Consider the following 21,512-nt stretch of genomic DNA (forward strand, 5'->3'; position numbering starts at 1 on the left):
AATAGCGATGAACCTGTCTGACAAAAAAGCCACTCTATCGTTCTCGGACGGCTCCCAGCCGATCGAGTTTCCCGTGTACAAGGGCACGGTCGGCCCGGACGTCATCGACATTCGCAAGCTGTATGGCCAGACGGGCATGTTCACGTTCGACCCCGGTTTCATGTCTACCGCGGCATGCGAATCGGCCATTACCTACATTGACGGCGATAAGGGCGAACTGCTGTATCGCGGCTACCCCATCGAGCAACTGGCCGTCAATTGCGATTTTCTCGATATCTGCTACCTGATCCTGAACGGCGAACTGCCCAACGGCGAACAGAAGACCGATTTCGATTCGCAGGTGACGCACCACACGATGGTGAACGAGCAACTGCATTTCTTCCTGCGGGGCTTCCGCCGCGATGCCCACCCCATGGCCGTGCTTACCGGCCTGGTGGGCGCGCTGTCGGCGTTCTACCATGACTCGACCGACATCACGAACCCGCAGCACCGCCATGTCTCGGCCATACGCCTGATCGCCAAGATGCCGACCCTGGTGGCCATGGCATACAAGTATTCGCAAGGCCAACCGTTCATCTACCCGCAAAACGATTTGTCGTACACCGGCAATTTCCTGCGCATGATGTTCGCCACGCCGTGCGAAGAGTACAAGGTCAATGATGTCGTCGAGCGCGCGCTCGATCGCATCTTCATCCTGCATGCCGACCACGAGCAGAACGCGTCGACCTCTACCGTGCGCCTGTGCGGTTCGTCGGGCACCAACCCGTTTGCCGCCATCTCGGCCGGCGTGGCTTGCCTGTGGGGTCCGGCTCACGGCGGCGCCAACGAAGCCTGCCTGCAGATGCTCGAAGAATTGCAAGCCAACGGCGGCGTGGCCAAGGTTGGCGAGTTCATGGAAAAGGTCAAGGACAAGAACTCGGGCGTGCGCCTGATGGGCTTTGGCCATCGCGTCTACAAGAACTACGACCCGCGCGCCAAGCTGATGCAGGAAACCTGCAAGGAAGTGCTGCAGTCGCTGGGCCTGGAAAATGACCCGCTGTTCAAGCTGGCCATGGAACTCGAACGCATCGCCCTGGAAGACGACTACTTCGTGCAGCGCAAGCTGTACCCGAATGTGGACTTCTACTCGGGTATCGTGCAACGCGCCATCGGCATTCCCACCGCACTGTTCACCGCCATCTTCGCGCTTGCGCGTACGGTGGGCTGGATCGCCCAGTGGAATGAAATGCTGTCGGACCCCGACTACAAGATCGGCCGTCCGCGCCAGCTGTTCACGGGGGCGGTCACCCGCGACGTGCCGGCCATGGACAAGCGCTGAGCCTGTACGGCGCCGTCCGCCATGCGGGCGGTGCGGGCAAAAAAAACCACGCGCCAGCGTGGTTTTTTTTTGCGGATTCGCCCGGCGCCGGTTGCGCCGCGGGGCCGGCGCGAGGCTACAGGCCGATACCGCGCGCCATCAGCGCCGCGCACAGCGGCACCAATACCAGCAGGTGCACTTCCACCATGACCCAGCGCCGCGCATGCTTGATCTGCCCGCCCTCGGGCACATAGCCGGCTTGTTGGCGCGCCTGCTTGTTCCAGCGCAAGAAAGCCAGCGTAGGCGGAATCGAACAGAGGCCGATCAGCACGAACAGGCCGATCTTGGCGTGGAACCACGGGTTGGCCATGTAGAACGCGGCACCCTTGGCGCCCAGCATCAGCCGCAGCAGCCCGGTAACCAGCACCGCGATGGCGCTGACCAGGTACAGGCGGTCGTAGATGGCCAGCCTGCGCACGACGGTATCGGCCATGGCGGGGCGCAGCAGCACGGTTTGCGCCGTCATGGCCACGACCATCAGGAAGATGGCCAGGTAGTGGATCCAGGCGAGCAGGGCGTCTTGCAGCATGTCGTACCTTCCGGATCGGGTTACGTGGACCGCTTTTCAGCGGCTTCCTGCTGCGCGTCCACCACCGCCAGGGCGGTCATGTTGACGATGCGGCGCACCGTGGCGCTGGTGGTCAGGATGTGCACCGGACGAGCCGCGCCCAGCAGGATGGGACCCATGGTGATGCCGTTGCTGCCGGTCATCTTGAGCATGTTGTACGTGATGTTGCCCGTGTCCAGGTTTGGCATGACCAGCAGGTTGGCCGGCCCCTTCAGCTTGCTGTCGGGATAGGCCAGCACGCGGATCTTTTCCGACAACGCGGCATCGGCGTGCATTTCGCCGTCGACTTCGAGTTCGGGCGCGCGTGCCTCGACGATGCGGCGCGCCTGCGACATTTTCAGCGACGATTCGGTCACGCGGCTGCCGAAGTTCGAATGCGACAGCAGGGCGATCTTGGGCATGACGCCGAAACGCAGCATTTCCTCGGCGGCCTGCACCGTGATGCTGGCCACTTCTTCGGCGGTCGGATTTTCGTTGACGTGCGTATCGGTGATGAACAGCGTCTGGTCGGGCAGCATCAGCACGTTCAGCGCGGCATAGGTCTGGCCGGGCTTGCGGCCGATGATTTCGTCCACGTACTTGAGCTGGTTGTCGTACTTGCTGGCCACACCGCACAGCAGTGCGTCGGCATCGCCGCGGCGCAGCAGCATGGCACCGATCAGGGTGTTGTGCTTGCGGATCATCGCCTTGGCGATGGCGGGCGTGACTCCCTCGCGGCCCTTGAGCTGGTAGTAGGCGTTCCAGGTTTCGTTGAAGCGGCTGTCGTCTTCGGGATCGACGATCTCGATGTCCTGGCCGGCCACCAGGCGCAGGCCCGCCTTCTCGACGCGCATCTCGATCACCGAGGGGCGGCCCACCAGGATGGGGTGCGCCAGCTTTTCGTCGACGACGGTTTGCACCGCGCGCAGCACGCGTTCGTCTTCGCCATCGGCATAGATGACGCGCTTGGGTGCCTTCTTGGCCTGGGCGAACAGCGGGCGCATCAACTGGCCCGAGTGATAGACGAAGCCCATCAGCTTCTGGCGGTAGGCCTCGATGTCTTCGATGGGGCGCGCGGCCACGCCGGACTCGGCGGCGGCCAGCGCCACGGCCGGCGCGATCTGCACGATCAGGCGCGGATCGAAGGGCTTGGGAATGATGTAATCGGGGCCGAACGACAGTTCCTGGCCCGCGTAGGCATGCGCGACTTCGTCATTCTGTTCGGCCTGCGCCAGTTCGGCGATGGCTTTCACGCAGGCCAGCTTCATTTCTTCGGTGATGCGCGTGGCGCCGGCATCCATGGCGCCGCGGAAGATGAAGGGGAAGCACAGTACATTGTTGACCTGGTTCGGGTAGTCCGACCGGCCGGTGGCAATGATGCAGTCGGGACGCGCGGCGCGCGCCACTTCGGGACGGATCTCGGGCTCGGGGTTGGCCAGGGCCAGGATCAGCGGCTTGGGGGCCATGGTCTTGACCATGTCGGCCGTCAGCACGCCGGCGGTAGAGCAGCCCAGGAATACGTCGGCATCGCGCACGACATCCGCCAACGTGCGGGCGTCGGTTTTCTGCGCGTAGCGCTTCTTGTTGGGCTCCATGTTCTGGTCGCGGCCGTCCCAGATGACGCCGCGCGAATCGACCACATAGATATGCTCGCGCTTGATGCCCAGGTGCACCAGCAGGTCCAGGCAGGCAATGGCCGCGGCGCCCGCGCCCGACACCGCCAGCTTGACCTCGGCGATGTTCTTGCCCACTACTTGCAGGCCGTTCAGGATGGCGGCCGACGAGATGATGGCGGTGCCGTGCTGGTCGTCGTGGAAGACGGGAATCTTCATGCGCTCGCGCAGCTTCTTCTCGATGTAGAAGCACTCGGGCGCCTTGATGTCTTCGAGGTTGACGCCGCCCAGCGTGGGCTCGAGCGCGGCAATGATGTCGACCAGCTTGTCGGGGTCGTTCTCGGCCAGTTCGATGTCGAACACGTCGATGCCGGCGAATTTCTTGAACAGGCAGCCCTTGCCTTCCATCACCGGCTTGGCGGCCAGCGGCCCGATATTGCCCAGCCCCAGCACGGCAGTGCCGTTGGTGATCACGCCCACCAGGTTGGCGCGCGAGGTGTACTTGGACGCGGCTTCGTCGCCCCTGTCGAAGATGGCCATGCAGGCCGCGGCCACGCCCGGCGAGTAGGCGAGCGACAGGTCGTCCTGGTTGGCCAGGGTCTTGGTGGGAACCACCGAGATCTTCCCGGGGGTGGGATAGGCGTGGTAGTCGAGCGCCAGTTTGGTAAGAGTTTCGTCCATGCTGATGAGAGGCCTTTGCGGCACGGCTGACAAAGTAGAAAACGGGCCGCCGAGGGGCCCGTCCCGAGGGGGTCTATTTCAACAGAAAGTAGCAGTGTGTGTTTGCTGCGGTGCAGCGAAGTCGGCGAGGGCTGGGTGAGCGAATGCCAGCGGCGCAGGTTGATCCTGGCTGAACTCGGGATACGTTGCGGGAGCCGGTTCAATTCAGCCAGGGCGGCTCTTTTCTCTGGGACGTGCCCAGCGCTTGGCGCAGGGCCTGCCGTGCCGCGTCGAACTTGTCATCGGTGGCGGCCAGCAGATCGAGTGCCTGCAGCGTGATCCAGTCGGCGCTGACTTCGAAGAAGTCGCGCAGCCGGGCCCGCGTATCGCTGCGGCCGAAGCCGTCGGTGCCCAGGGTGCGATAGGGGGCGGTGATCCAGGCGCGGATTTGTTCGGGCACGGCGCGTACGTAGTCGCTGGCGGCTACCACCGGCACGGTGCCGGGCAGGCACTGCTCGATCCAGCAGGGCTGCGCGCCCAGGCCCAGCGTGCGTTCGCGTTCGACGGCGCGGCCGTCGCGCGACAGTTCCGAGAAGCTGGTCACGCTCCAGACTTCGGCCTGGATGCCGTGCTCTTGTTGCAGGCGTTCGGCCGCCTGCAGCGCTTCGTTCAGCATGGGGCCGGCGCCCAGCAGCCGTACCTGCGGCGTGTCTTGCGCCGTGCGCACGCGGTGCATGCCGCGCAGGATGCCCCCGCGGGCATCATCGGTGGGCAGGCTGGGTTGGGCCAGGTTTTCGTTGGTGACGGTCAGGTAATAGAACTCGTCGCACTGTTTGTCCAGCATGCGTTGCATGCCGTGTTCGAGGATCACCGCGACCTCATAGGCATGGGCCGGATCGTAGGCGCGGCAATTGGGCACGGTACCCGCCACCAGGTGGCTGGAGCCATCCTGGTGCTGCAGGCCTTCGCCGCCCAGCGTGGTGCGCCCCGAGGTGGCGCCGATCAGGAAGCCGCGCGTGCGTTGGTCGGCGGCGGCCCAGATCAGGTCGCCGATGCGCTGGAAGCCGAACATCGAGTAATAGATATAGAACGGCAGCATGGGCAGGCCGTTGACCGAGTAACTGGTGCCGGCCGCCGTCCATGACGAAATGGCGCCAGCCTCGGTGATGCCTTCTTCCAGGATCTGGCCATCGAGCGCCTCGCGGTAGTACAGCACCGAGCCGATGTCTTCCGGTTCGTACAACTGGCCTTGCGCGGAATAGATGCCGATCTGGCGGAACAGGTTGGCCATGCCGAAGGTGCGGGCTTCGTCGGCCACGATGGGCACGATGCGTCCGCCCAGGGTTTCGTCTTTGAGCAGGCCGCCCAGCATGCGCACGATGGCCATGGTGGAAGACATTTCCTTGCCGTCGGCCTGCAGGGCGAAGCGCGCCCATTGTTCGGCCGGCGGCGCGGGCAGGCGGGGGGCTTCGGTGCGGCGACGCGGCAAGTGGCCGCCCAGCGCCGCGCGGCGTGCTTGCAGGTAGCGCAGTTCGGCGCTGTCGGCGGTCGGCTTGTAGAACTTCAGGGCCAGGCAGTCGGCATCGGAAATAGGCAGCGCGAAGCGGTCGCGGAAAGCCAGCAGGGCCTCGTCGTCGAGCTTCTTTTGCTGGTGCGTGGTCATCTTGCCCTGGCCGGCCGTGCCCATGCCATAGCCTTTTTTCGTTTGCGCCAGGATCACCGTGGGCTGGCCGCGATGGCGCACGGCGCGATGGTAGGCCGCGTGGATCTTGACGATGTCGTGGCCGCCGCGGCGCAGGCGGTCGATGGCCTCGTCGGTCCAGTCGGCCACCAGGGCCGCCAGTTCGGGGTTCTGGTTGAAGAAGTGGGCGCGGTTGTAGGCGCCGTCATTGGCCGCGAAGGTCTGGAACTGGCCGTCGACGGTGCCCGCGAAGGCGCGTGCCAGCGCGCCGTCGGTATCGCGGGCGAGCAGGGCATCCCAGTCGCCGCCCCAGACCAGCTTGATGACATTCCAGCCGGCGCCCGCATACAGGGTTTCCAGCTCGTCGATGATGCGGCCGTTGCCGCGCACCGGGCCGTCCAGGCGCTGCAGATTGCAATTCACGACGAACACCAGGTTGTCGAGTTTCTCGCGCGCGGCCAGGGTCAGCGCCGCGATGGATTCGGGCTCGTCCATCTCGCCGTCGCCGAAAATGCCCCAGACCTTGCGGTCGGAGGGCTGGGCCAGCGAACGGTGTTCCAGGTAGCGCATGAAGCGGGCCTGGTAGATGGCGTTGATCGGGCCGATGCCCATCGACCCGGTGGGGAACTGCCAGAAATCGGGCATCAGCCATGGGTGCGGGTACGACGACAGGCCGCGCAGTCCACGTGCGCGGGCGGCGATTTCCTGGCGGAAGTGGGCCAGTTCGTCTTCGCCCAGGAATCCTTCCAGGTAGGCGCGAGCGTAGACGCCCGGAGCCGAATGCGGTTGCAGGTAGACCAGGTCGCCCGCGAAATCGGCGCCGGAAGCGCGAAAGAAGTGGTTGAACCCCACTTCGAACAAATCGGCGGCCGACGCATAGCTGGCGATGTGGCCGCCCAGTTCGCCATGCGCCTGGTTGGCGCGCACCACCATGGCCAGGGCGTTCCAGCGGTTGATCGAGGCAATGCGCTCTTCGATGGCCAGGTCGCCGGGGAAGGGCGGTTCGTCGCGCAGCGGAATGGTGTTCAGGTAGGCGCTGCGTGTCTGCCCGGCGGCGCGTACGCCGAGCGAGGCCGCCTGGGCCAGCAACTGGTCCAGCACATAGGCCGCGCGTGGCGTGCCGGATGCCTGGGCCAGCGATTGCAGCGCTTCGCGCCATTCCGTGGTTTCGGCGGGATCGGTGTCTTGGGGCAAGGCGGGCGCAGCGTCGTGCATGATCGGGACGGTCTCCGGTGAAGCACTCATGCTATCCCTTTCGCTCAGGCATGAGTGATCGAAAATGCGCCGGATAGGGGTGTGTGCCGGCATAATGTACCGTGCAAAGGAATTTATAAAGATGAATATGCCGACATCGCTGGACAGTACCGACCGCCGCATCCTGTCTATCCTGCAGACCGACTCCAGCCTGACCAATGTCGAGCTGGCCCGGCGCGTGCATTTGTCGCCCTCGCCGTGCCTGGCCCGGGTCAAGGCGCTGGAGGCTGCCGGCGTGATCCGCGGCTATGTGGCCCTGGCCGACCCGCTGCAACTCGGGTTGAGCCTGAATGTGTTCATCCAGGTCAGCCTGGAAAAGCAGGTCGAGTCCGAGCTCGAGCGGTTCCAGAGCGCCATGGCGGAGTGCCCGGAAGTGATGGAGTGCTACCTGATGAGCGGCGACGCCGATTACTTGCTGCGCGTGGTCGTGCCCGACATGCAGGGGCTGGAGCATTTTGTGGTGAGCCGGCTGTCGCGCATCGCGGGGGTGCGCAACATCCGCTCGGGCTTTGCCCTGAAGCAGGTCAAGTACCAGACGGCGCTGCCGCTGGGCTGAGGGCCATGCCCGGCGCCGGCGAGCGGCGTAGAATCGCCGGATCATTCTCCCTGGAGCCCTCAAATCCATGACCGACCCCGCTCGCGTTCCCGATTCGATCACATTGCCCGAACTGACCGTGCGCGGGGTGATCATCGGCGCCCTGATCACGGTGGTGTTCACGGCGTCGAATGTTTTCCTGGGCTTGAAAGTCGGCCTGACGTTCTCGTCGGCCATTCCGGCCGCGGTGATCTCGATGTCGGTGCTGCGGCTGTTCAATAACGCCAATATCCTGGAAAACAACATGGTGCAGACGCAGGCCTCGGCCGCGGGCACCTTGTCGGCGATTATTTTCATACTGCCGGCGCTGGTCATGATGGGGCACTGGCAGGGCTTTCCGTTCTGGCAGACGCTGGGCATCTGCGCGGCCGGCGGCATGCTGGGCGTGATGTTCACGATCCCCCTGCGCCACATCATGGTGGTGCAAAGCGAACTGCCCTATCCGGAAGGCGTGGCCGCGGCCGAGATCCTGCGCGTGGGCAGTGGTGGGGCTTCCGATGGGCAGGCCCAGTCCGCCGCGCCGGGCAAGCCGGCGCCCACCGGCATGGCCGATATCGTCAGCGGCGCGGGCGTGGCCGCCGTGGTCAGCTTCGCGGCCAGCGGGCTGCGTATCCTGGGCGACGGGGTCAGCCTGTGGCCCACGATCGGCGCGGCGGTGTTCCGCCTGCCCATGGGGTTTTCGCTGGCGCTGATGGGCGCGGGCTACCTGATCGGCATCGTGGCCGGCCTGGCCATGCTGACCGGCCTGCTGATCGCCTGGGGCGTGGCGGTGCCGGTGCTGACGGCCCTGGGCAGTATGCCGGCGGGCCAATCGGTGGCCGACTACGCCACCGGGCTCTGGAGCTCGCAGGTGCGCTTCATTGGGGCTGGCGTGATCGGCGTGGGCGCCATCTGGACGCTGGCCACGCTGTTCATGCCCATGATGCGGGGCATCAAGACCTCGTTTTCGGCGTTCGGCCGGGCCGGCCGTGCCGCGCAGGGCGCGGCGCCGCGCACCGAGCAAGATTTGTCGGCGCGCTGGATTTCGCTGGTGACGCTGGTGCTGGTGGCCATCCTGGTGGCCACCTTTGCTTCTTTCCTGCGTGCCGAACCGGTCACGGCCGGCAGCGTGGGCATGCTGGTGACCTATTCCGTGGCGTTCGCTTTCATTTTCGGCTTCCTGGTGGCGGCGGCCTGCGGCTACATGGCCGGACTGGTCGGCTCGTCCACCAGCCCGATCTCGGGCGTGGGCATCGTGGCCATCGTGCTGGTGTCGCTCTTGATGCTGGGCCTGGAAAGCGCGGGCGGGCTGCTGGGCACCCAGGAAGGCGTCCAGATGGCCATCGCCCTGGCAATTTTCACCACCTCGGCCGTCGTGGCGGTGGCCTCTATTTCCAATGACAACCTGCAAGACCTGAAAACCGGCTGGCTGGTGGGGGCGACCCCCTGGCGCCAGCAGGTGGCGCTGCTGATCGGCTGCGTGGTCGGGGCGGCGGTGATTTCGCCAGTGCTCGAGCTGCTGTACAACGCCTATGGCTTCGCCGACGCGCTGCCGCGCCAGGGCATGGATCCCGGGGCCGCCCTGTCGGCGCCGCAGGCCACGTTGATGCTGGCCATCGCGCAGGGCATTTTCACGCACCAACTGAATTGGGCCATGATCCTGATCGGCATGGTGGTGGGACTGGGCCTGATCATGGTCGACCAGGTGCTCAAGCGCACCTGCACGGTCGCCCGCATGCCCGTCCTGGCGGTGGGCATCGGCATCTACCTGCCGCCCACGGTCAGCGCACCGCTGGTGGTGGGGGCGGTACTGGCCTGGCTGATCGAACGCACCCTGCGCCGGCGCGCCGGCCAGGCCGGCCAACCCTACGAGAAACATGCCGAACTGCCCAATCGGCGCGGCACCTTGCTGGCCTCGGGCCTGATCGTGGGCGAAAGCCTGGTGGGGGTGCTGATGGCCGCCGTGATCGGCGCTACCGGCAGCGAGGCGCCGCTGGCGTTGGTGGGCGAGGGCTTCGCCACCGTGGCCTCGTGGCTGGGGCTGGCGGTGTTCGTGCTGGTGGCGGTCTCGTTCTACCGCCGTACGCTGGCCGCCGCCCTGGCCCGGCCCTAGCCGCCTGGCGCCGCGTTGGGCGGCCGTGGTTTCCGCGTCACAAGGGGCGCGTGCCCGCGGCTGCGTCGATGCCCGACAATCCCGGGCGGTAGCAGGCATCATGGCGGATGTTGCGGCGGCCATGATGCCGCGGAATGCCGCCATGCCTTCGGGTGGGGCATGGCGCCGGCTGCAACAAGACAGGTGTAAATCGGTAGGGTTATACTTTTGAGTTATACGGCTTTCGAGGCTTGTACGTGCCTTCTGCCCCTGCTATCCGCTAAACGGGAAGCCCGTGTCGCGGAAGGTTTTCCTGCATCGTATCGAGTGAAGCACTCGTCAAGGTGAAGCAATATATGTCTTCCGAATCAGAATCTCTGTCCAGCTCGTATTTGTTTGGCGGTAACGCCCCCTACGTCGAAGAACTGTACGAGTCCTATCTCGACAATCCCGGCTCGGTGCCCGACAACTGGCGCGAATACTTCGACCAGCTCCAGCACGCGCCCGCCACCGACGGCCAGGAAGCCACCCGCGACCAGGCGCATGCCCCCATCGTCGAGTCGTTCGCGCAGCGTGCCCGCACCAACGGTTTCGTGCAGCAGTCGGCACCGGCCGACATGTCGATGGCCAGCAAGCAGGTGTCGGTGCAATCGCTGATCGCCGCCTACCGTTCGCTGGGTTCGCGCTGGGCCGACCTGGACCCGCTCAAGCGCCGGGAACGTCCACCGATTCCCGAGCTGGATCCTTCGTTCTACGGCCTGACCGAAGCCGACCTGGACCAGGTCTATTCGGCCACCAATACCTACTTCACGACCGCCAGCACCATGACGCTGCGCGACATCCTGAAGGCGGCGCGCGATACCTATTGCCGCAGCATCGGGGCCGAATTCACGCATATTTCCGATCCGGCCGCCAAGCGCTGGATCCAGGAACGCCTGGAAAAAACCTTCGGCGCCGCGACCTATAACGCCGAGGAAAAGCGCCACATCCTGCAGCAACTGACCGAATCCGAAGGCCTCGAACGCTTCCTGCATACCAAGTACGTGGGCCAGAAGCGCTTTTCGCTGGAAGGCGGCGAAAGCTTCATCGCCTCGATGGACGAAGTGGTGAACCACGCCGGCGAATCCGGCGTGCAGGAAATCGTGGTCGGCATGGCCCACCGCGGCCGCCTGAACCTGCTGGTGAACATCATGGGCAAAATGCCCGGTGACCTGTTCGCCGAGTTCGAGGGCAAGCACGCCGAAGGCCTGACCGACGGCGACGTGAAATACCACAACGGCTTTTCCAGCGATATTTCCACGCGTGGCGGCCCCGTGCACCTGTCGCTGGCGTTCAACCCGTCGCACCTGGAAATCGTCAACCCGGTGGTCGAAGGCAGCGTTCGCGCGCGCCAGGAACGCCGCGGCGACCACGAAGGCAAGCAAGTACTGCCGGTGCTGGTGCATGGCGACGCCGCCTTTGCGGGCCAGGGCGTGGTCATGGAAACCCTGAACCTGGCGCAAACCCGTGGCTACGGCACGGGCGGCACGCTGCACATCGTCATCAACAACCAGATCGGCTTCACCACGTCCGACCCGCGCGATTCGCGTTCCACGCTGTATTGCACCGACGTGGTCAAGATGATCGAGGCCCCGGTATTCCACGTCAATGGCGACGACCCCGAAGCCGTGGTGTTCGCCACCAAGCTGGTGCTCGACTACCGCATGGAATTCGGCCATGACGTCGTGCTGGACATCGTCTGCTTCCGCAAGCTGGGCCACAACGAGCAAGACACGCCGTCGCTGACGCAGCCGCTGATGTACAAGAGCATTGGCCATCACCCCGGCACGCGCAAGCTGTACGCCGACAAGCTCACCGCGCAAGGCGTGCTGGCCGAGGGCGAAGGCGACCAACTGGTGAAAGACTATCGCCAGCTCATGGAAGACGGCCAGCGCACCATCGAGCCCGTGCTGACCGACTACAAGAGCAAGTACGCCATCGACTGGTCGCCCTTCATGGGCGCCAAATGGACCGACCAGGCCGATACTGCCGTGCCGCTGGCCGAGCTCAAGCGCATCGGCGAACGCATCACCACGGTGCCCGAGGGCTTTACCGTGCACTCCCTGGTCAACAAGCTGCTGAACGATCGCCGCAACATGGCCAAGGGCGAAGTGAACCTGGACTGGGGCATGGGCGAGCACCTGGCCTTCGCTACGCTGCTGGCTTCGGGCTATGCCATACGCATCACCGGCCAGGACTCGGGCCGCGGCACGTTCACGCACCGCCATGCGGTGCTGCACGACCAGAACCGCGAGCGCTGGAACGACGGTACCTATATCCCGCTGCAGAATGTGTCCGACGGCCAGGCGCCGTTTACGGTGATCGACTCGGTGCTGTCCGAAGAAGCGGTGCTGGGCTTTGAATACGGCTATTCCAGCGCCGAGCCCAACACGCTGACCATCTGGGAAGCGCAGTTCGGCGACTTCGTCAACGGCGCCCAAGTGGTGATCGACCAGTTCATCAGCTCGGGCGAGGCCAAATGGGGCCGTCAGTCGGGCCTGACCCTGATGCTGCCGCACGGCTACGAAGGGCAGGGTCCGGAACACTCGTCGGGTCGCATCGAACGCTTCCTGCAACTGTGCGCCGACAACAACATCCAGGTGGTGCAGCCGACCACGGCTTCGCAGATCTTCCACCTGTTGCGCCGCCAGATGATCCGGCCGTTCCGCAAGCCGCTGGTCATCTTTACGCCGAAATCGTTGCTGCGCAACAAGGACGCGGGTTCGCCCCTGACCGAACTGGCCGGCGGCAGCTTCCGCCCGGTGATCGGCGAACTCGACGACACCATCGACGCCGCCAAGGTCAGGCGCGTGCTGGCATGCTCGGGCAAGGTCTATTACGACCTGATCCACGCCCGCCGCGAGCGCGAGGCCAATGACGTGGCCATCGTCCGCGTCGAGCAGCTTTACCCGTTTGCCCACAAATCGTTCGAGACCGAACTGCGCAAGTACAGCAAGGCGACTGAAGTCGTCTGGGTGCAAGACGAGCCGCAGAACCAAGGTCCGTGGTTCTATGTTCAGCATCACTTGTACGAAAACATGGCCGACGGCCAGAAGCTCGGCTACGCGGGCCGCCAGGCTTCGGCGTCGCCCGCGGTGGGCTACCTGGCCAAGCACCAGGAGCAACAGAAGGCCCTGATCGAACAGGCTTTCGCCACCAAGTACAAAGGCTTCATGCTGACCAAGTAAGCCCAGCTACCGACATCGAACCCTTATTCAACGGAACCTAATTACCATGGCTATTACTGACGTCGTTGTCCCCCAATTGTCCGAATCCGTGTCGGAAGCGACCCTGCTGACCTGGAAGAAGCAGAAGGGCGCTGCTGTCGAAGCAGACGAAATCCTGATCGAAATCGAAACCGACAAGGTCGTGCTGGAAGTGCCGGCGCCCGCATCGGGCGTGCTGGCTGAAATCGTCGAAGGCGATGGCAGCACGGTCACTTCGGGGCAACTGATCGCCAAGATCGATACGGCCGCCAAGGCTGAGGCGGCCGCGCCGGCCGAAGCGCCCAAGGCCGAAGCACCCAAGGCCGAAAAGGCCGAAAAGGCCGCCGAGAAAGCCGCCGCCGCTCCTGCGTCGGCTTCGTCCGCCTCGGCGGGCGTGGCTTCGCCGGCCGCGGCGAAGATCCTGTCCGAGAAGGGCGTGGATGCCGCTGCGGTGGCGGGCACCGGCCGTGACGGCCGTGTCACCAAGGCCGATGCGCAGGCCGCCAGCGCAGCGCCGGCCAAGGCCGCCGCTGCACCGGCCGCACCCGCTTCGGTGTCGCTGGACGGCCGCCCCGAACAGCGCGTACCCATGAGCCGCTTGCGCGCCCGCATCGCCGAGCGTCTGCTGCAGTCGCAACAGGAAAACGCCATCCTGACCACGTTCAACGAGGTCAATATGCAGGCCGTCATCGACCTGCGCAACAAGTACAAAGAAAAGTTCGAGAAAGAGCACGGCATCAAGCTGGGCTTCATGTCTTTCTTCGTCAAGGCCGCGGTGGCCGCGCTGAAGAAGTTCCCGCTGATCAATGCCTCGATCGACGGCAAGGACGTCATCTACCACGGCTACTTCGACATCGGTATTGCGGTGGGCAGCCCGCGTGGCCTGGTGGTGCCGATCCTGCGCAACGCCGACCAGCTCTCGATCGCCGAAATCGAGAAGACCATTGCCGATTTCGGCAAGCGTGCGGCCGATGGCAAGCTGGGCATTGAAGAAATGACCGGCGGTACGTTCTCGATCTCGAATGGCGGCGTGTTCGGCTCGATGCTGTCCACCCCTATCATCAACCCGCCGCAATCGGCCATCCTGGGCGTGCACGCCACCAAGGAACGGGCCGTGGTCGAGAATGGCCAGATCGTCATTCGCCCGATGAACTACCTGGCGCTGTCGTACGACCATCGCATCATCGACGGCCGCGAAGCGGTGCTGGGGCTGGTGGCAATGAAGGATGCGCTGGAAGATCCTCAGCGTTTGCTGCTGGATCTGTAATCGGCTGTCCGGCTCGGGCAAGGGCAATGCATTCTTCTGTCGCGGCAGGCCGGATCGCACCGGCCGTTGCGCGGCAGGCCCTGGCGGCCGGTCTGGCCGCGGTCGCGGCCAGACTTCCCTTCGCCTACCTTGTCAGGCGGGGCGGCCCGGCGCTCGCGCTAGTTCAAACTCCCCATCTTCGAGATCATCATGTCCAAACAATTTGACGTCGTCGTCATCGGTGCCGGCCCCGGCGGGTACATCGCCGCCATCCGCGCCGCGCAACTGGGTATGTCGGTGGCTTGCATCGACGCGTGGCAAAACGGCCAGGGCGGCCCGGCCCCCGGCGGTACTTGCACCAACGTGGGCTGCATCCCGTCCAAGGCGCTGCTGCAGTCGTCTGAACACTTTGAACAGGTCAACCACCACTTCGCCGACCACGGCATCGAAGTCAAGGGCGTCAGCCTGAAGCTGGACACGCTGATCGGCCGCAAGAACACGGTGGTCAAGCAGAACAACGACGGCATCCTGTACCTGTTCAAGAAGAACAAGATCACGTTCTTCCACGGCAAGGGCGCCTTTGCCGGCAAGGCCGATGGCGGTTACGCCATCAAGGTCAGCGGCACGGCCGAAGAAGACGTGGTGGCCAAGCACGTGATCGTGGCTACCGGTTCGTCGGCCCGTGAGCTGCCGGGCCTGCCGTTCGACGAGAAAGTGGTGCTGTCCAACGACGGCGCGCTGAATATCGACGCCGTGCCCAAGAAGTTGGGCGTGATCGGCGCCGGCGTCATCGGCCTGGAAATGGGCAGCGTGTGGCGCCGCCTGGGCGCCGAGGTCACCATCCTGGAAGCCATGCCGGAGTTCCTGGCGGCAGCCGACCAGCAAGTGGCCAAGGAAGCCCTGAAGGCCTTTGCCAAGCAGGGGCTGGACATCCAGATGGGCGTGAAGATCGGCGAGACCAAGGCTGCGGCCAAGTCGGTCACCGTGCCCTATACCGACGCCAAGGGCGGCGAGCAGAAGCTGGTGGTGGACAAGCTGATCGTCTCGATTGGCCGTGTGCCGTACACCGGCGGCCTGAACACCGACGCGGTGGGCCTGAAGCTGGACGAGCGCGGCTTTGTCGAAGTGGACGGCGACTGCAAGACCAACCTGCCCAACGTGTGGGCGGTGGGCGACGTAGTGCGCGGTCCGATGCTGGCTCACAAGGCCGAGGAAGAAGGCGTGGCGGTGGCCGAGCGTATTGCCGGCCAGCACGGCCATGTCAACTTCGATACGGTGCCGTGGGTCATCTATACCTCGCCCGAGATTGCCTGGGTGGGCAAGACCGAGCAGCAACTGAAGAAAGAAGGCCGTGAATACAAGGCCGGCAGCTTCCCGTTCATGGCCAACGGCCGGGCGCGCGCGCTGGGCGACACCACGGGTTTCGCCAAGGTCATCGCCGATGCCAAGACCGACGAAGTGCTGGGTGTGCATATCGTGGGCCCCATGGCTTCCGAGCTGATTTCCGAAGCCGTCACCATCATGGAATTCCGTGGCGCGGCCGAAGACATCGCGCGCATCTGCCATGCGCACCCAACCCTGTCCGAGGCCGTGAAGGAAGCGGCGCTGGCGGTGGACAAGCGCACGCTGAATTTCTGATACTCGCAGCGTGGCGGCGTCAGGGTTTCACTGGGCGCCACGCGGCCTGCCCGGGGATCATCTCCAGGTGCCTGATTCCCGGAGGGTGTCAGGCACCGACGTGTGCGGCGACTGACTCAACCATGCGGTGTCGGGCACCCTCTGACGCGATCCAGGCCTTGATGCCTGGCCCTGGTCCTTGATTGCCATACCAGGCGGGTCACCCCGCCTTCTTTCAGGTTTGCTGCTGCGACATGAATGTCCGCGAATACTACGAACAAGCCCTGACGGAACGGGGCTATCAGCCCGATGCGGCGCAGAGGCAGGCCATCGACCGCTTGCAGGCCTATTACGACGACTGGCTGCGCTTCAAGGCCATGCGCTCGAATGCGCTGAAGAAGCTGCTGAACCGGCCTGATGTGCCGTGCGGGGTATACCTGTGGGGCGGGGTGGGACGCGGCAAGAGCTTCCTGATGGACGCGTTCTACGCCACCGTGCCGGTGGTGCGCAAGACGCGCCTGCACTTCCACGAGTTCATGCGCGGGGTGCATCGCGAACTGGAAAGCGTCAAAGGCATGCAGGACCCGCTGGACGAAGTGGCGCGCCGCGTCGCCAAGCGCTACCGGTTGATCTGTTTCGACGAATTCCACGTGTCCGACGTGGCCGACGCCATGATTCTGTACCGCTTGCTGCTCAAGCTGTTCGAGTACGGCACTTCGTTCGTGATGACGTCCAACTACGAGCCATCGACCCTGTACCCCGATGGCTTGCATCGAGACCGCATCATGCCAGCCATCCAACTGATCCAGAAGCGCATGGATATCCTGAACGTGGATGCCGGCGTCGACTACCGTCGCCGTTCGCTGGAACAGGTGCAGTGCTATCACTCGCCCCTGGACGAGCACGCGCAGCTTGCCTTGCAAGACGCCTTCGACCGCCTGGCCGATACGCCGCCCCAAGATCCGGTGCTGCATATCGAGCACCGCGAGATCCACGCGCGGGCCCTGGCGGGCTCGGTCGTGTGGTTCGACTTCGCCACGCTGTGCGGCGGCCCGCGTTCGCAGAACGACTACCTGGAACTGGCCAATCGCTTCCACGCCGTCATCTTGTCCGACGTGCCGCGCATGGGGCCGCGCCAGGCTTCCGAGGCGCGCCGCTTCACCTGGCTGATCGACGTGTTCTACGACCACAAGATCAAACTGATCATGTCGGCCGAATGCGAGCCCGAGGCCTTGTACACCGAAGGCGCGCTGGCCAACGAATTCCACCGTACGGTGTCGCGCATCATGGAGATGCAGTCGCGCGAATACCTGGAGTCCGAGCGCCGCTTGACGGTGGGTTTGTAGCGCGTACGCCGCAAAGCGGGCGGGGCGCCCATGCCTACGATTGATAATAATATTAGTTATCAATTACTATCTTGTTTTCCGCCCGCTCCAACTCCCGCTTGCCGTGAAGACTTCTACGCCGTGCGGGCCCGCCGCGTCCGCGCCGGTGCCTGTCGATGTGCTCTACCGCGACCATCAGCCGTGGCTGTTTCGTTGGCTGCGGGGCCGGCTGGGCAGCCCCTTCCGGGCCGAAGATCTTGCACAGGACGTATTCGTGCGGGTCATCGCCGGGCGCAAGCAGGTGCATGCCGCCCAGGCGCGGCCCTTCTTGCGCACTATCGCCCATGGCCTGCTGCTGGACCACTACCGCCGGGCCAGCCTCGAACAAGCCTATCTGGATTACCTGGCCGTGCTGCCCGAGCCGCAGGCGCCATCGGCCGAGCAGCGCGCCGTCATGGTGCAGCAGATCGCCGCGCTGGACCGCATGCTGGCGGGCTTGCCCGACAATGTGCGCCGCGCCTTCCTGCTGGCCCAGATCGACGGCCTGGGTTATGCCGAGATCGCCTTGCAATTGGGGGTGTCGGTGAGTTCCGTGCAGCAATACATGATCCGCGCCTTGACGGCCTGCTATGCCTGCCTTGATAGCTGAAGCGATGCCCGACGATTCGGTGGCACGCGAGGCGATCACGTGGTGGGTCAAGCTGCAATCGGGCGAAGGCGGGGCCGCGGCGGTACAGGCTTGTACGCGCTGGCGTGCCGCCGATCCGCGCCATGAACGGGCCTGGGTGCGCCTGGAAGGGCTCGCCCAGGCGGTGCGCGGCATTCCTTCCGATTTCGCGCATGCCCACCTGGCGGGCCAGCCGGCCTCGCGCCAGCGGCGCACCGTGCTCAAGGGCTTGGCCGGCGCGCTGGTGCTGGGTGGCAGTGCCGCCGCCGTGCACGAATTGACGCCCTGGCAGCGCTTGTTCTCCGACTACAGCACGCGCGTGGGCGAGCGCCGGCGCGTGCTGTTGCCCGGCGATATCCGCATGGACCTGGCCAGCGACACCGCCGTGTCGGCCGAGATCGGCGCCAGCAAGCGGCAACTGACCTTGTGGCGCGGCCAGATGGGCATCCTGATCCAGGATGCCGACGGCGCGCCGCCACTGGTGGTGCAGGCAGCCGATAGCCGGGTCGAGGCGGTGCACGCACGCTTTGCGCTGTTGCGCGTAGCGGCGGGCATGCGGGTCGATGTGTATGAAGGCAGCCTGCGCGTGATGGCGCGCGACGGCGGGTCGCGCCTGCTCAGCGCGGGCACGGCCATGTATCGCCAGGACGGCAGTTGGCGCGAGGGGCCGGTCGACCCGGGCGAGGGCGCCTGGACCGACGGCCTGCTGGTTGCCAACGGCGACCGTCTGGATGCCGTGCTGGCGCAACTGGCGCGCTATCGCCCGGGAAGACTGTCGGCCAGCCCGGATGCGGCCGGCTTGCCGGTGTCAGGGGTGTTCCCGCTGGACGATACCGACCTGGCGCTGGCCATGCTGCAGCAAACGCTGCCGATCACGGTGACACGCTGGGGCAGGTGGTGGGTAACGGTCGAGAGCGCCGACGGCGCCGGCGCGGCCGTCCCGGTATGAATTGATTTGTTTCAATTTGGTGGCGGGCGCGACTGCAGGTTTGGCGCGCCGGTGCGGAATAGCTCATGCAAACCTTCCATTCTTGCAGGAGCTTCGTCTTGTCTTTCCTCGCCTCTTTCCCAGCGGCCTTGGCCGGCAGCATGGGCCGTAGCTGCAGTGCGCGTGTCCAGTATCGCGGCGCGCTGCCCGCCCTGGCCCTGGCTCTGGCCGCTGCCGGCTTGGCCACTGTGCCGCAGGCTGCCTTTGCGCAATCCGCAGCCGCGGCCGCTCGCAGCTATTCGGTACCGGCGGGGCCGCTCGGCGAGGTGCTGACCGCTTTTGCGCGGCAGGCCGGCGTCCTGATTTCTTTCGATACGCGCATGGTGGCCGGCCAGACGGCCGCGGGCCTGCAGGGCGGCTATTCGGTGGGCGGGGGATTCAACGCCATCTTGCAGGGCACTGGCCTGCAAGCCCAGCCGGGGGCGGGCGGCTGGGTGCTGAGGCGGGCACCGGCCTCGACGGGCGATATGGTAAGCCTGGCGCCGGTCACGGTACAGGGCGAAAGCGAAACCGGCACAGGCCAGACCTATGGCGTGGTGTCGCTGGTATCTGCGTCGGGTACCAAGACCGACACGCCGCTGCTGGAAACGCCGCAGTCGATCTCGGTCATTACGCAGCGCCAGATCGCGCAGCAAGGCGCGACCACCTTGAATCAGATACTGCGCTATACGCCGGGCGTGGCCGTTGAAACGCGCGGCGCGACGGCCACGCGGCTGGATCAGTTCACCATCCGCGGCTTCGGCGCCACCACCTACCTGGACGGCCTGCGCGTGTTTGGCGGTCGCGACGCCTTGCCGCAGGTCGACGGCTACCGCCTTGAACGGGTCGACGTGCTGAAAGGGCCGTCTTCGGTGATATACGGCCAGGGCGGGCCGGGCGGCGTGGTCAACCAGATCAGCAAGCGGCCGGTTGACGGGCAAGTCAATGAGGTCGGGGTCGAGTTCGGCACCGATTCGCTCTTGCGCGGCATGGTCGACGTGGGCGGCCGCCTGGACGAAGAGGGCAAGCTTCTCTACCGCCTGGTGGGGTCCGGGTATACGGCCGACGGCCAGCAGCACTACACCAAAGAGCGGCGCTATTACGTATCGCCGTCGTTTACGTACCAGCCATCGACCGACACGCGGCTGACCGTGCTGACCCATTTCCAGCACGACCCGGACATGGGCGCCTACGGCTCGTTGCCGGCCATGGGCACGGTGTACGAACTGCCGGACGGCAGCCGCTTTTCGCGTAGTTTCTACGACGGCGACAAGGGCTTCGAGCGCAGCGACCGCAAGCATTATTCGCTGGGCTACGACTTCGAGCACCGTTTCAACGACACCTTCAAGGCAAGCCAGAATTTCCGCTATACGCACGCTGATGCGGAATATCGCAGCATCTACAACAGTGCCTGGGCCGACCCGGGCGTCTACCGCTACCTGTCGCGCGGCATGATCGGCACCGACGTGAAATTCGATGCACTGACGGTGGACAACAACCTGCAGGCCGATTTCGAGACCGGGGCATTTGCCCACACGATGCTGCTGGGCTTCGATTACCAGCGCATCAATACCGACACCCTGTCGGCTTCGCGCTGGGGCGTGGCCGATTTCAACCTGGACACCTGGAACCCGAACTACGACGCGGGCTATGTGCTGCCGCCGTTCACCAGCGACCAGGACCAGACGCAATATCAGACCGGCCTGTACCTGCAAGACCAGATCAAGGTGGGACGGTTGTCGGTGCTGCTGGGCGGGCGCTATGACTGGGCGCGCACCATGTCCAACACCACCAACCTGACCAACGGCGTGCGCACCCATTCGCCGCAGCGGGCCCAGGCTTTCACCGGGCGGGCCGGCCTGCTGTACCTGTTCGACAATGGCGTGGCGCCGTACTTCAGCTATTCCGAATCGTTCGAGCCGCAGAATGGCACGGGCTGGGACAACCAGGCGTTCGATCCGGTGGAAGGCGAGCAGTACGAACTGGGCGTGAAGTACGAGCCGCCCGGCTCGCGCACACTGCTGACCGCCGCGCTGTTCGACCTGCGCCGCAAGAACCTGACCACCACCGATCCCGATCCCACGCATATCTGCGGCGCGGGCCGCTGCAACATCCAGGCGGGCGAAGTGCGCACGCGCGGGCTGGAGCTCGAGGCCAAGAGCCAGCCCATCGAGGGCCTGAGCGTGATTGCCTCGTATAGCTGGCTGCACAACGTCTACACCAAAGACAACCCCAACTTGGCAGGCGTCAGCATGAAGGGCACCCAGCCGGTGGCCGTGCCCAAGCACCAGGCGTCGGCGTGGATACGCTACGAACTGCAGCAAGGGCCGATGGCCGGCCTGGGCGTGGGGGCGGGCGTGCGCTACATGGGCGAGACCTGGGGCGACTCCGGCAATACGTTCCGGGTACCCGGCGCCACGCTGTTCGACCTGGGCCTGGACTACGACCTGGGCCGCCATCAGCCGGCCCTGAAGGGCTGGCAGGTCAGCCTGAACGTGGCCAACCTGTTCGACAAGCGCTATGTGGCGTCTTGCATCGACGAAAACTGGTGCTGGTACGGATACGACCGCACAGTGAAGGCGTCGGTGCGGTACCGCTGGTAAGGCCCTGGATTGGCAGTCCCGCCTTCGTGCAGGGCTGCCAATCTCATTAAGAATGATTATAATT

13 protein-coding genes are annotated in these 21,512 nt (G+C 65.1%); 10 read left to right on the top strand and 3 right to left on the bottom strand.

What is annotated here, in order from left to right; all coding sequences use genetic code 11:
• The first annotated feature begins 7 nt into the window (after positions 1-7).
• On the top strand, positions 8-1,318 hold the full coding sequence (locus KW845_RS03725; RefSeq protein WP_218367820.1) for a citrate synthase: 1,311 nt from the start codon (positions 8-10) through the stop codon (positions 1,316-1,318).
• A 115-nt stretch (positions 1,319-1,433) separates the two neighbouring features.
• On the opposite strand, the gene KW845_RS03730 is transcribed toward KW845_RS03725, so the two are convergent.
• From KW845_RS03730 to mdeB, 3 genes are all read right to left on the bottom strand, one after another.
• Positions 1,434-1,886 carry a DUF2214 family protein gene (locus KW845_RS03730; RefSeq protein WP_218367821.1) on the bottom strand — a complete coding sequence of 151 codons (453 nt, stop codon included), beginning with the start codon at positions 1,884-1,886 and terminating at the stop codon, positions 1,434-1,436.
• A 20-nt stretch (positions 1,887-1,906) separates the two neighbouring features.
• Complete coding sequence (locus KW845_RS03735; RefSeq protein ID WP_218367822.1) at positions 1,907-4,198, bottom strand: NADP-dependent malic enzyme; 2,292 nt, start codon at positions 4,196-4,198, stop codon at positions 1,907-1,909.
• A 199-nt stretch (positions 4,199-4,397) separates the two neighbouring features.
• Positions 4,398-7,103: an alpha-ketoglutarate dehydrogenase gene (gene mdeB / locus KW845_RS03740; RefSeq protein WP_255592361.1), complete on the bottom strand. Its 2,706-nt coding sequence runs from the start codon at positions 7,101-7,103 to the stop codon at positions 4,398-4,400.
• A gap of 91 nt (positions 7,104-7,194) precedes the next feature.
• Here mdeB and KW845_RS03745 point away from each other — a divergent pair, with 91 nt between their 5' ends.
• The 9 genes from KW845_RS03745 (at position 7,195) to KW845_RS03785 (ending at position 21,448) form a co-directional block, all read left to right on the top strand.
• The gene (locus tag KW845_RS03745) at positions 7,195-7,668 is read left to right on the top strand and encodes an Lrp/AsnC family transcriptional regulator (protein ID WP_218367823.1); all 474 of its coding nucleotides are present in this window, start codon (positions 7,195-7,197) and stop codon (positions 7,666-7,668) included.
• A gap of 67 nt (positions 7,669-7,735) precedes the next feature.
• Positions 7,736-9,799 carry an OPT family oligopeptide transporter gene (locus KW845_RS03750; protein WP_218367824.1) on the top strand — a complete coding sequence of 688 codons (2,064 nt, stop codon included), beginning with the start codon at positions 7,736-7,738 and terminating at the stop codon, positions 9,797-9,799.
• Between the two features lie 335 nt (positions 9,800-10,134).
• Positions 10,135-13,005, top strand: a complete 2,871-nt coding sequence (locus KW845_RS03755) for a 2-oxoglutarate dehydrogenase E1 component (protein ID WP_218367825.1) — start codon at positions 10,135-10,137, stop codon at positions 13,003-13,005.
• Between the two features lie 46 nt (positions 13,006-13,051).
• Positions 13,052-14,290 (top strand): 2-oxoglutarate dehydrogenase complex dihydrolipoyllysine-residue succinyltransferase, encoded by a 1,239-nt coding sequence (gene odhB, locus KW845_RS03760; RefSeq protein ID WP_218367826.1) that lies wholly within the window; start codon positions 13,052-13,054, stop codon positions 14,288-14,290.
• A gap of 189 nt (positions 14,291-14,479) precedes the next feature.
• Positions 14,480-15,907: a dihydrolipoyl dehydrogenase gene (gene lpdA / locus KW845_RS03765; RefSeq protein WP_218367827.1), complete on the top strand. Its 1,428-nt coding sequence runs from the start codon at positions 14,480-14,482 to the stop codon at positions 15,905-15,907.
• A 233-nt stretch (positions 15,908-16,140) separates the two neighbouring features.
• Positions 16,141-17,232: a cell division protein ZapE gene (gene zapE, locus KW845_RS03770; protein WP_218367828.1), complete on the top strand. Its 1,092-nt coding sequence runs from the start codon at positions 16,141-16,143 to the stop codon at positions 17,230-17,232.
• Between the two features lie 103 nt (positions 17,233-17,335).
• A complete protein-coding gene (locus KW845_RS03775) occupies positions 17,336-17,860 on the top strand; it encodes a sigma-70 family RNA polymerase sigma factor (protein WP_218367829.1) in 525 nt (174 codons plus the stop codon).
• A gap of 4 nt (positions 17,861-17,864) precedes the next feature.
• Positions 17,865-18,827 carry a DUF4880 domain-containing protein gene (locus tag KW845_RS03780; protein WP_218367830.1) on the top strand — a complete coding sequence of 321 codons (963 nt, stop codon included), beginning with the start codon at positions 17,865-17,867 and terminating at the stop codon, positions 18,825-18,827.
• A gap of 140 nt (positions 18,828-18,967) precedes the next feature.
• Positions 18,968-21,448: a TonB-dependent siderophore receptor gene (locus tag KW845_RS03785; RefSeq protein WP_218368607.1), complete on the top strand. Its 2,481-nt coding sequence runs from the start codon at positions 18,968-18,970 to the stop codon at positions 21,446-21,448.
• Positions 21,449-21,512 lie beyond the last annotated feature (64 nt).

Origin of the sequence: Bordetella sp. BOR01 (assembly GCF_019218885.1) — a bacterium.
Classification (GTDB): Bacteria; Pseudomonadota; Gammaproteobacteria; order Burkholderiales; family Burkholderiaceae_B; genus Bordetella_A.

Bases quoted from the DNA above. Each gene is read 5' to 3' on its own strand.
- KW845_RS03730 (WP_218367821.1), bottom strand. From the start codon at position 1,886: ATGCTGCAAGACGCCCTGCTCGCCTGGATCCACTACCTGGCCATCTTC.
- lpdA (WP_218367827.1), top strand. From the start codon at position 14,480: ATGTCCAAACAATTTGACGTCGTCGTCATCGGTGCCGGCCCCGGCGGG.
- KW845_RS03780 (WP_218367830.1), top strand. From the start codon at position 17,865: ATGCCCGACGATTCGGTGGCACGCGAGGCGATCACGTGGTGGGTCAAG.
- KW845_RS03745 (WP_218367823.1), top strand. From the start codon at position 7,195: ATGAATATGCCGACATCGCTGGACAGTACCGACCGCCGCATCCTGTCT.
- KW845_RS03750 (WP_218367824.1), top strand. From the start codon at position 7,736: ATGACCGACCCCGCTCGCGTTCCCGATTCGATCACATTGCCCGAACTG.
- mdeB (WP_255592361.1), bottom strand. From the start codon at position 7,103: ATGAGTGCTTCACCGGAGACCGTCCCGATCATGCACGACGCTGCGCCC.
- KW845_RS03735 (WP_218367822.1), bottom strand. From the start codon at position 4,198: ATGGACGAAACTCTTACCAAACTGGCGCTCGACTACCACGCCTATCCC.
- KW845_RS03755 (WP_218367825.1), top strand. From the start codon at position 10,135: ATGTCTTCCGAATCAGAATCTCTGTCCAGCTCGTATTTGTTTGGCGGT.
- zapE (WP_218367828.1), top strand. From the start codon at position 16,141: ATGAATGTCCGCGAATACTACGAACAAGCCCTGACGGAACGGGGCTAT.
- KW845_RS03785 (WP_218368607.1), top strand. From the start codon at position 18,968: ATGGGCCGTAGCTGCAGTGCGCGTGTCCAGTATCGCGGCGCGCTGCCC.
- odhB (WP_218367826.1), top strand. From the start codon at position 13,052: ATGGCTATTACTGACGTCGTTGTCCCCCAATTGTCCGAATCCGTGTCG.
- KW845_RS03725 (WP_218367820.1), top strand. From the start codon at position 8: ATGAACCTGTCTGACAAAAAAGCCACTCTATCGTTCTCGGACGGCTCC.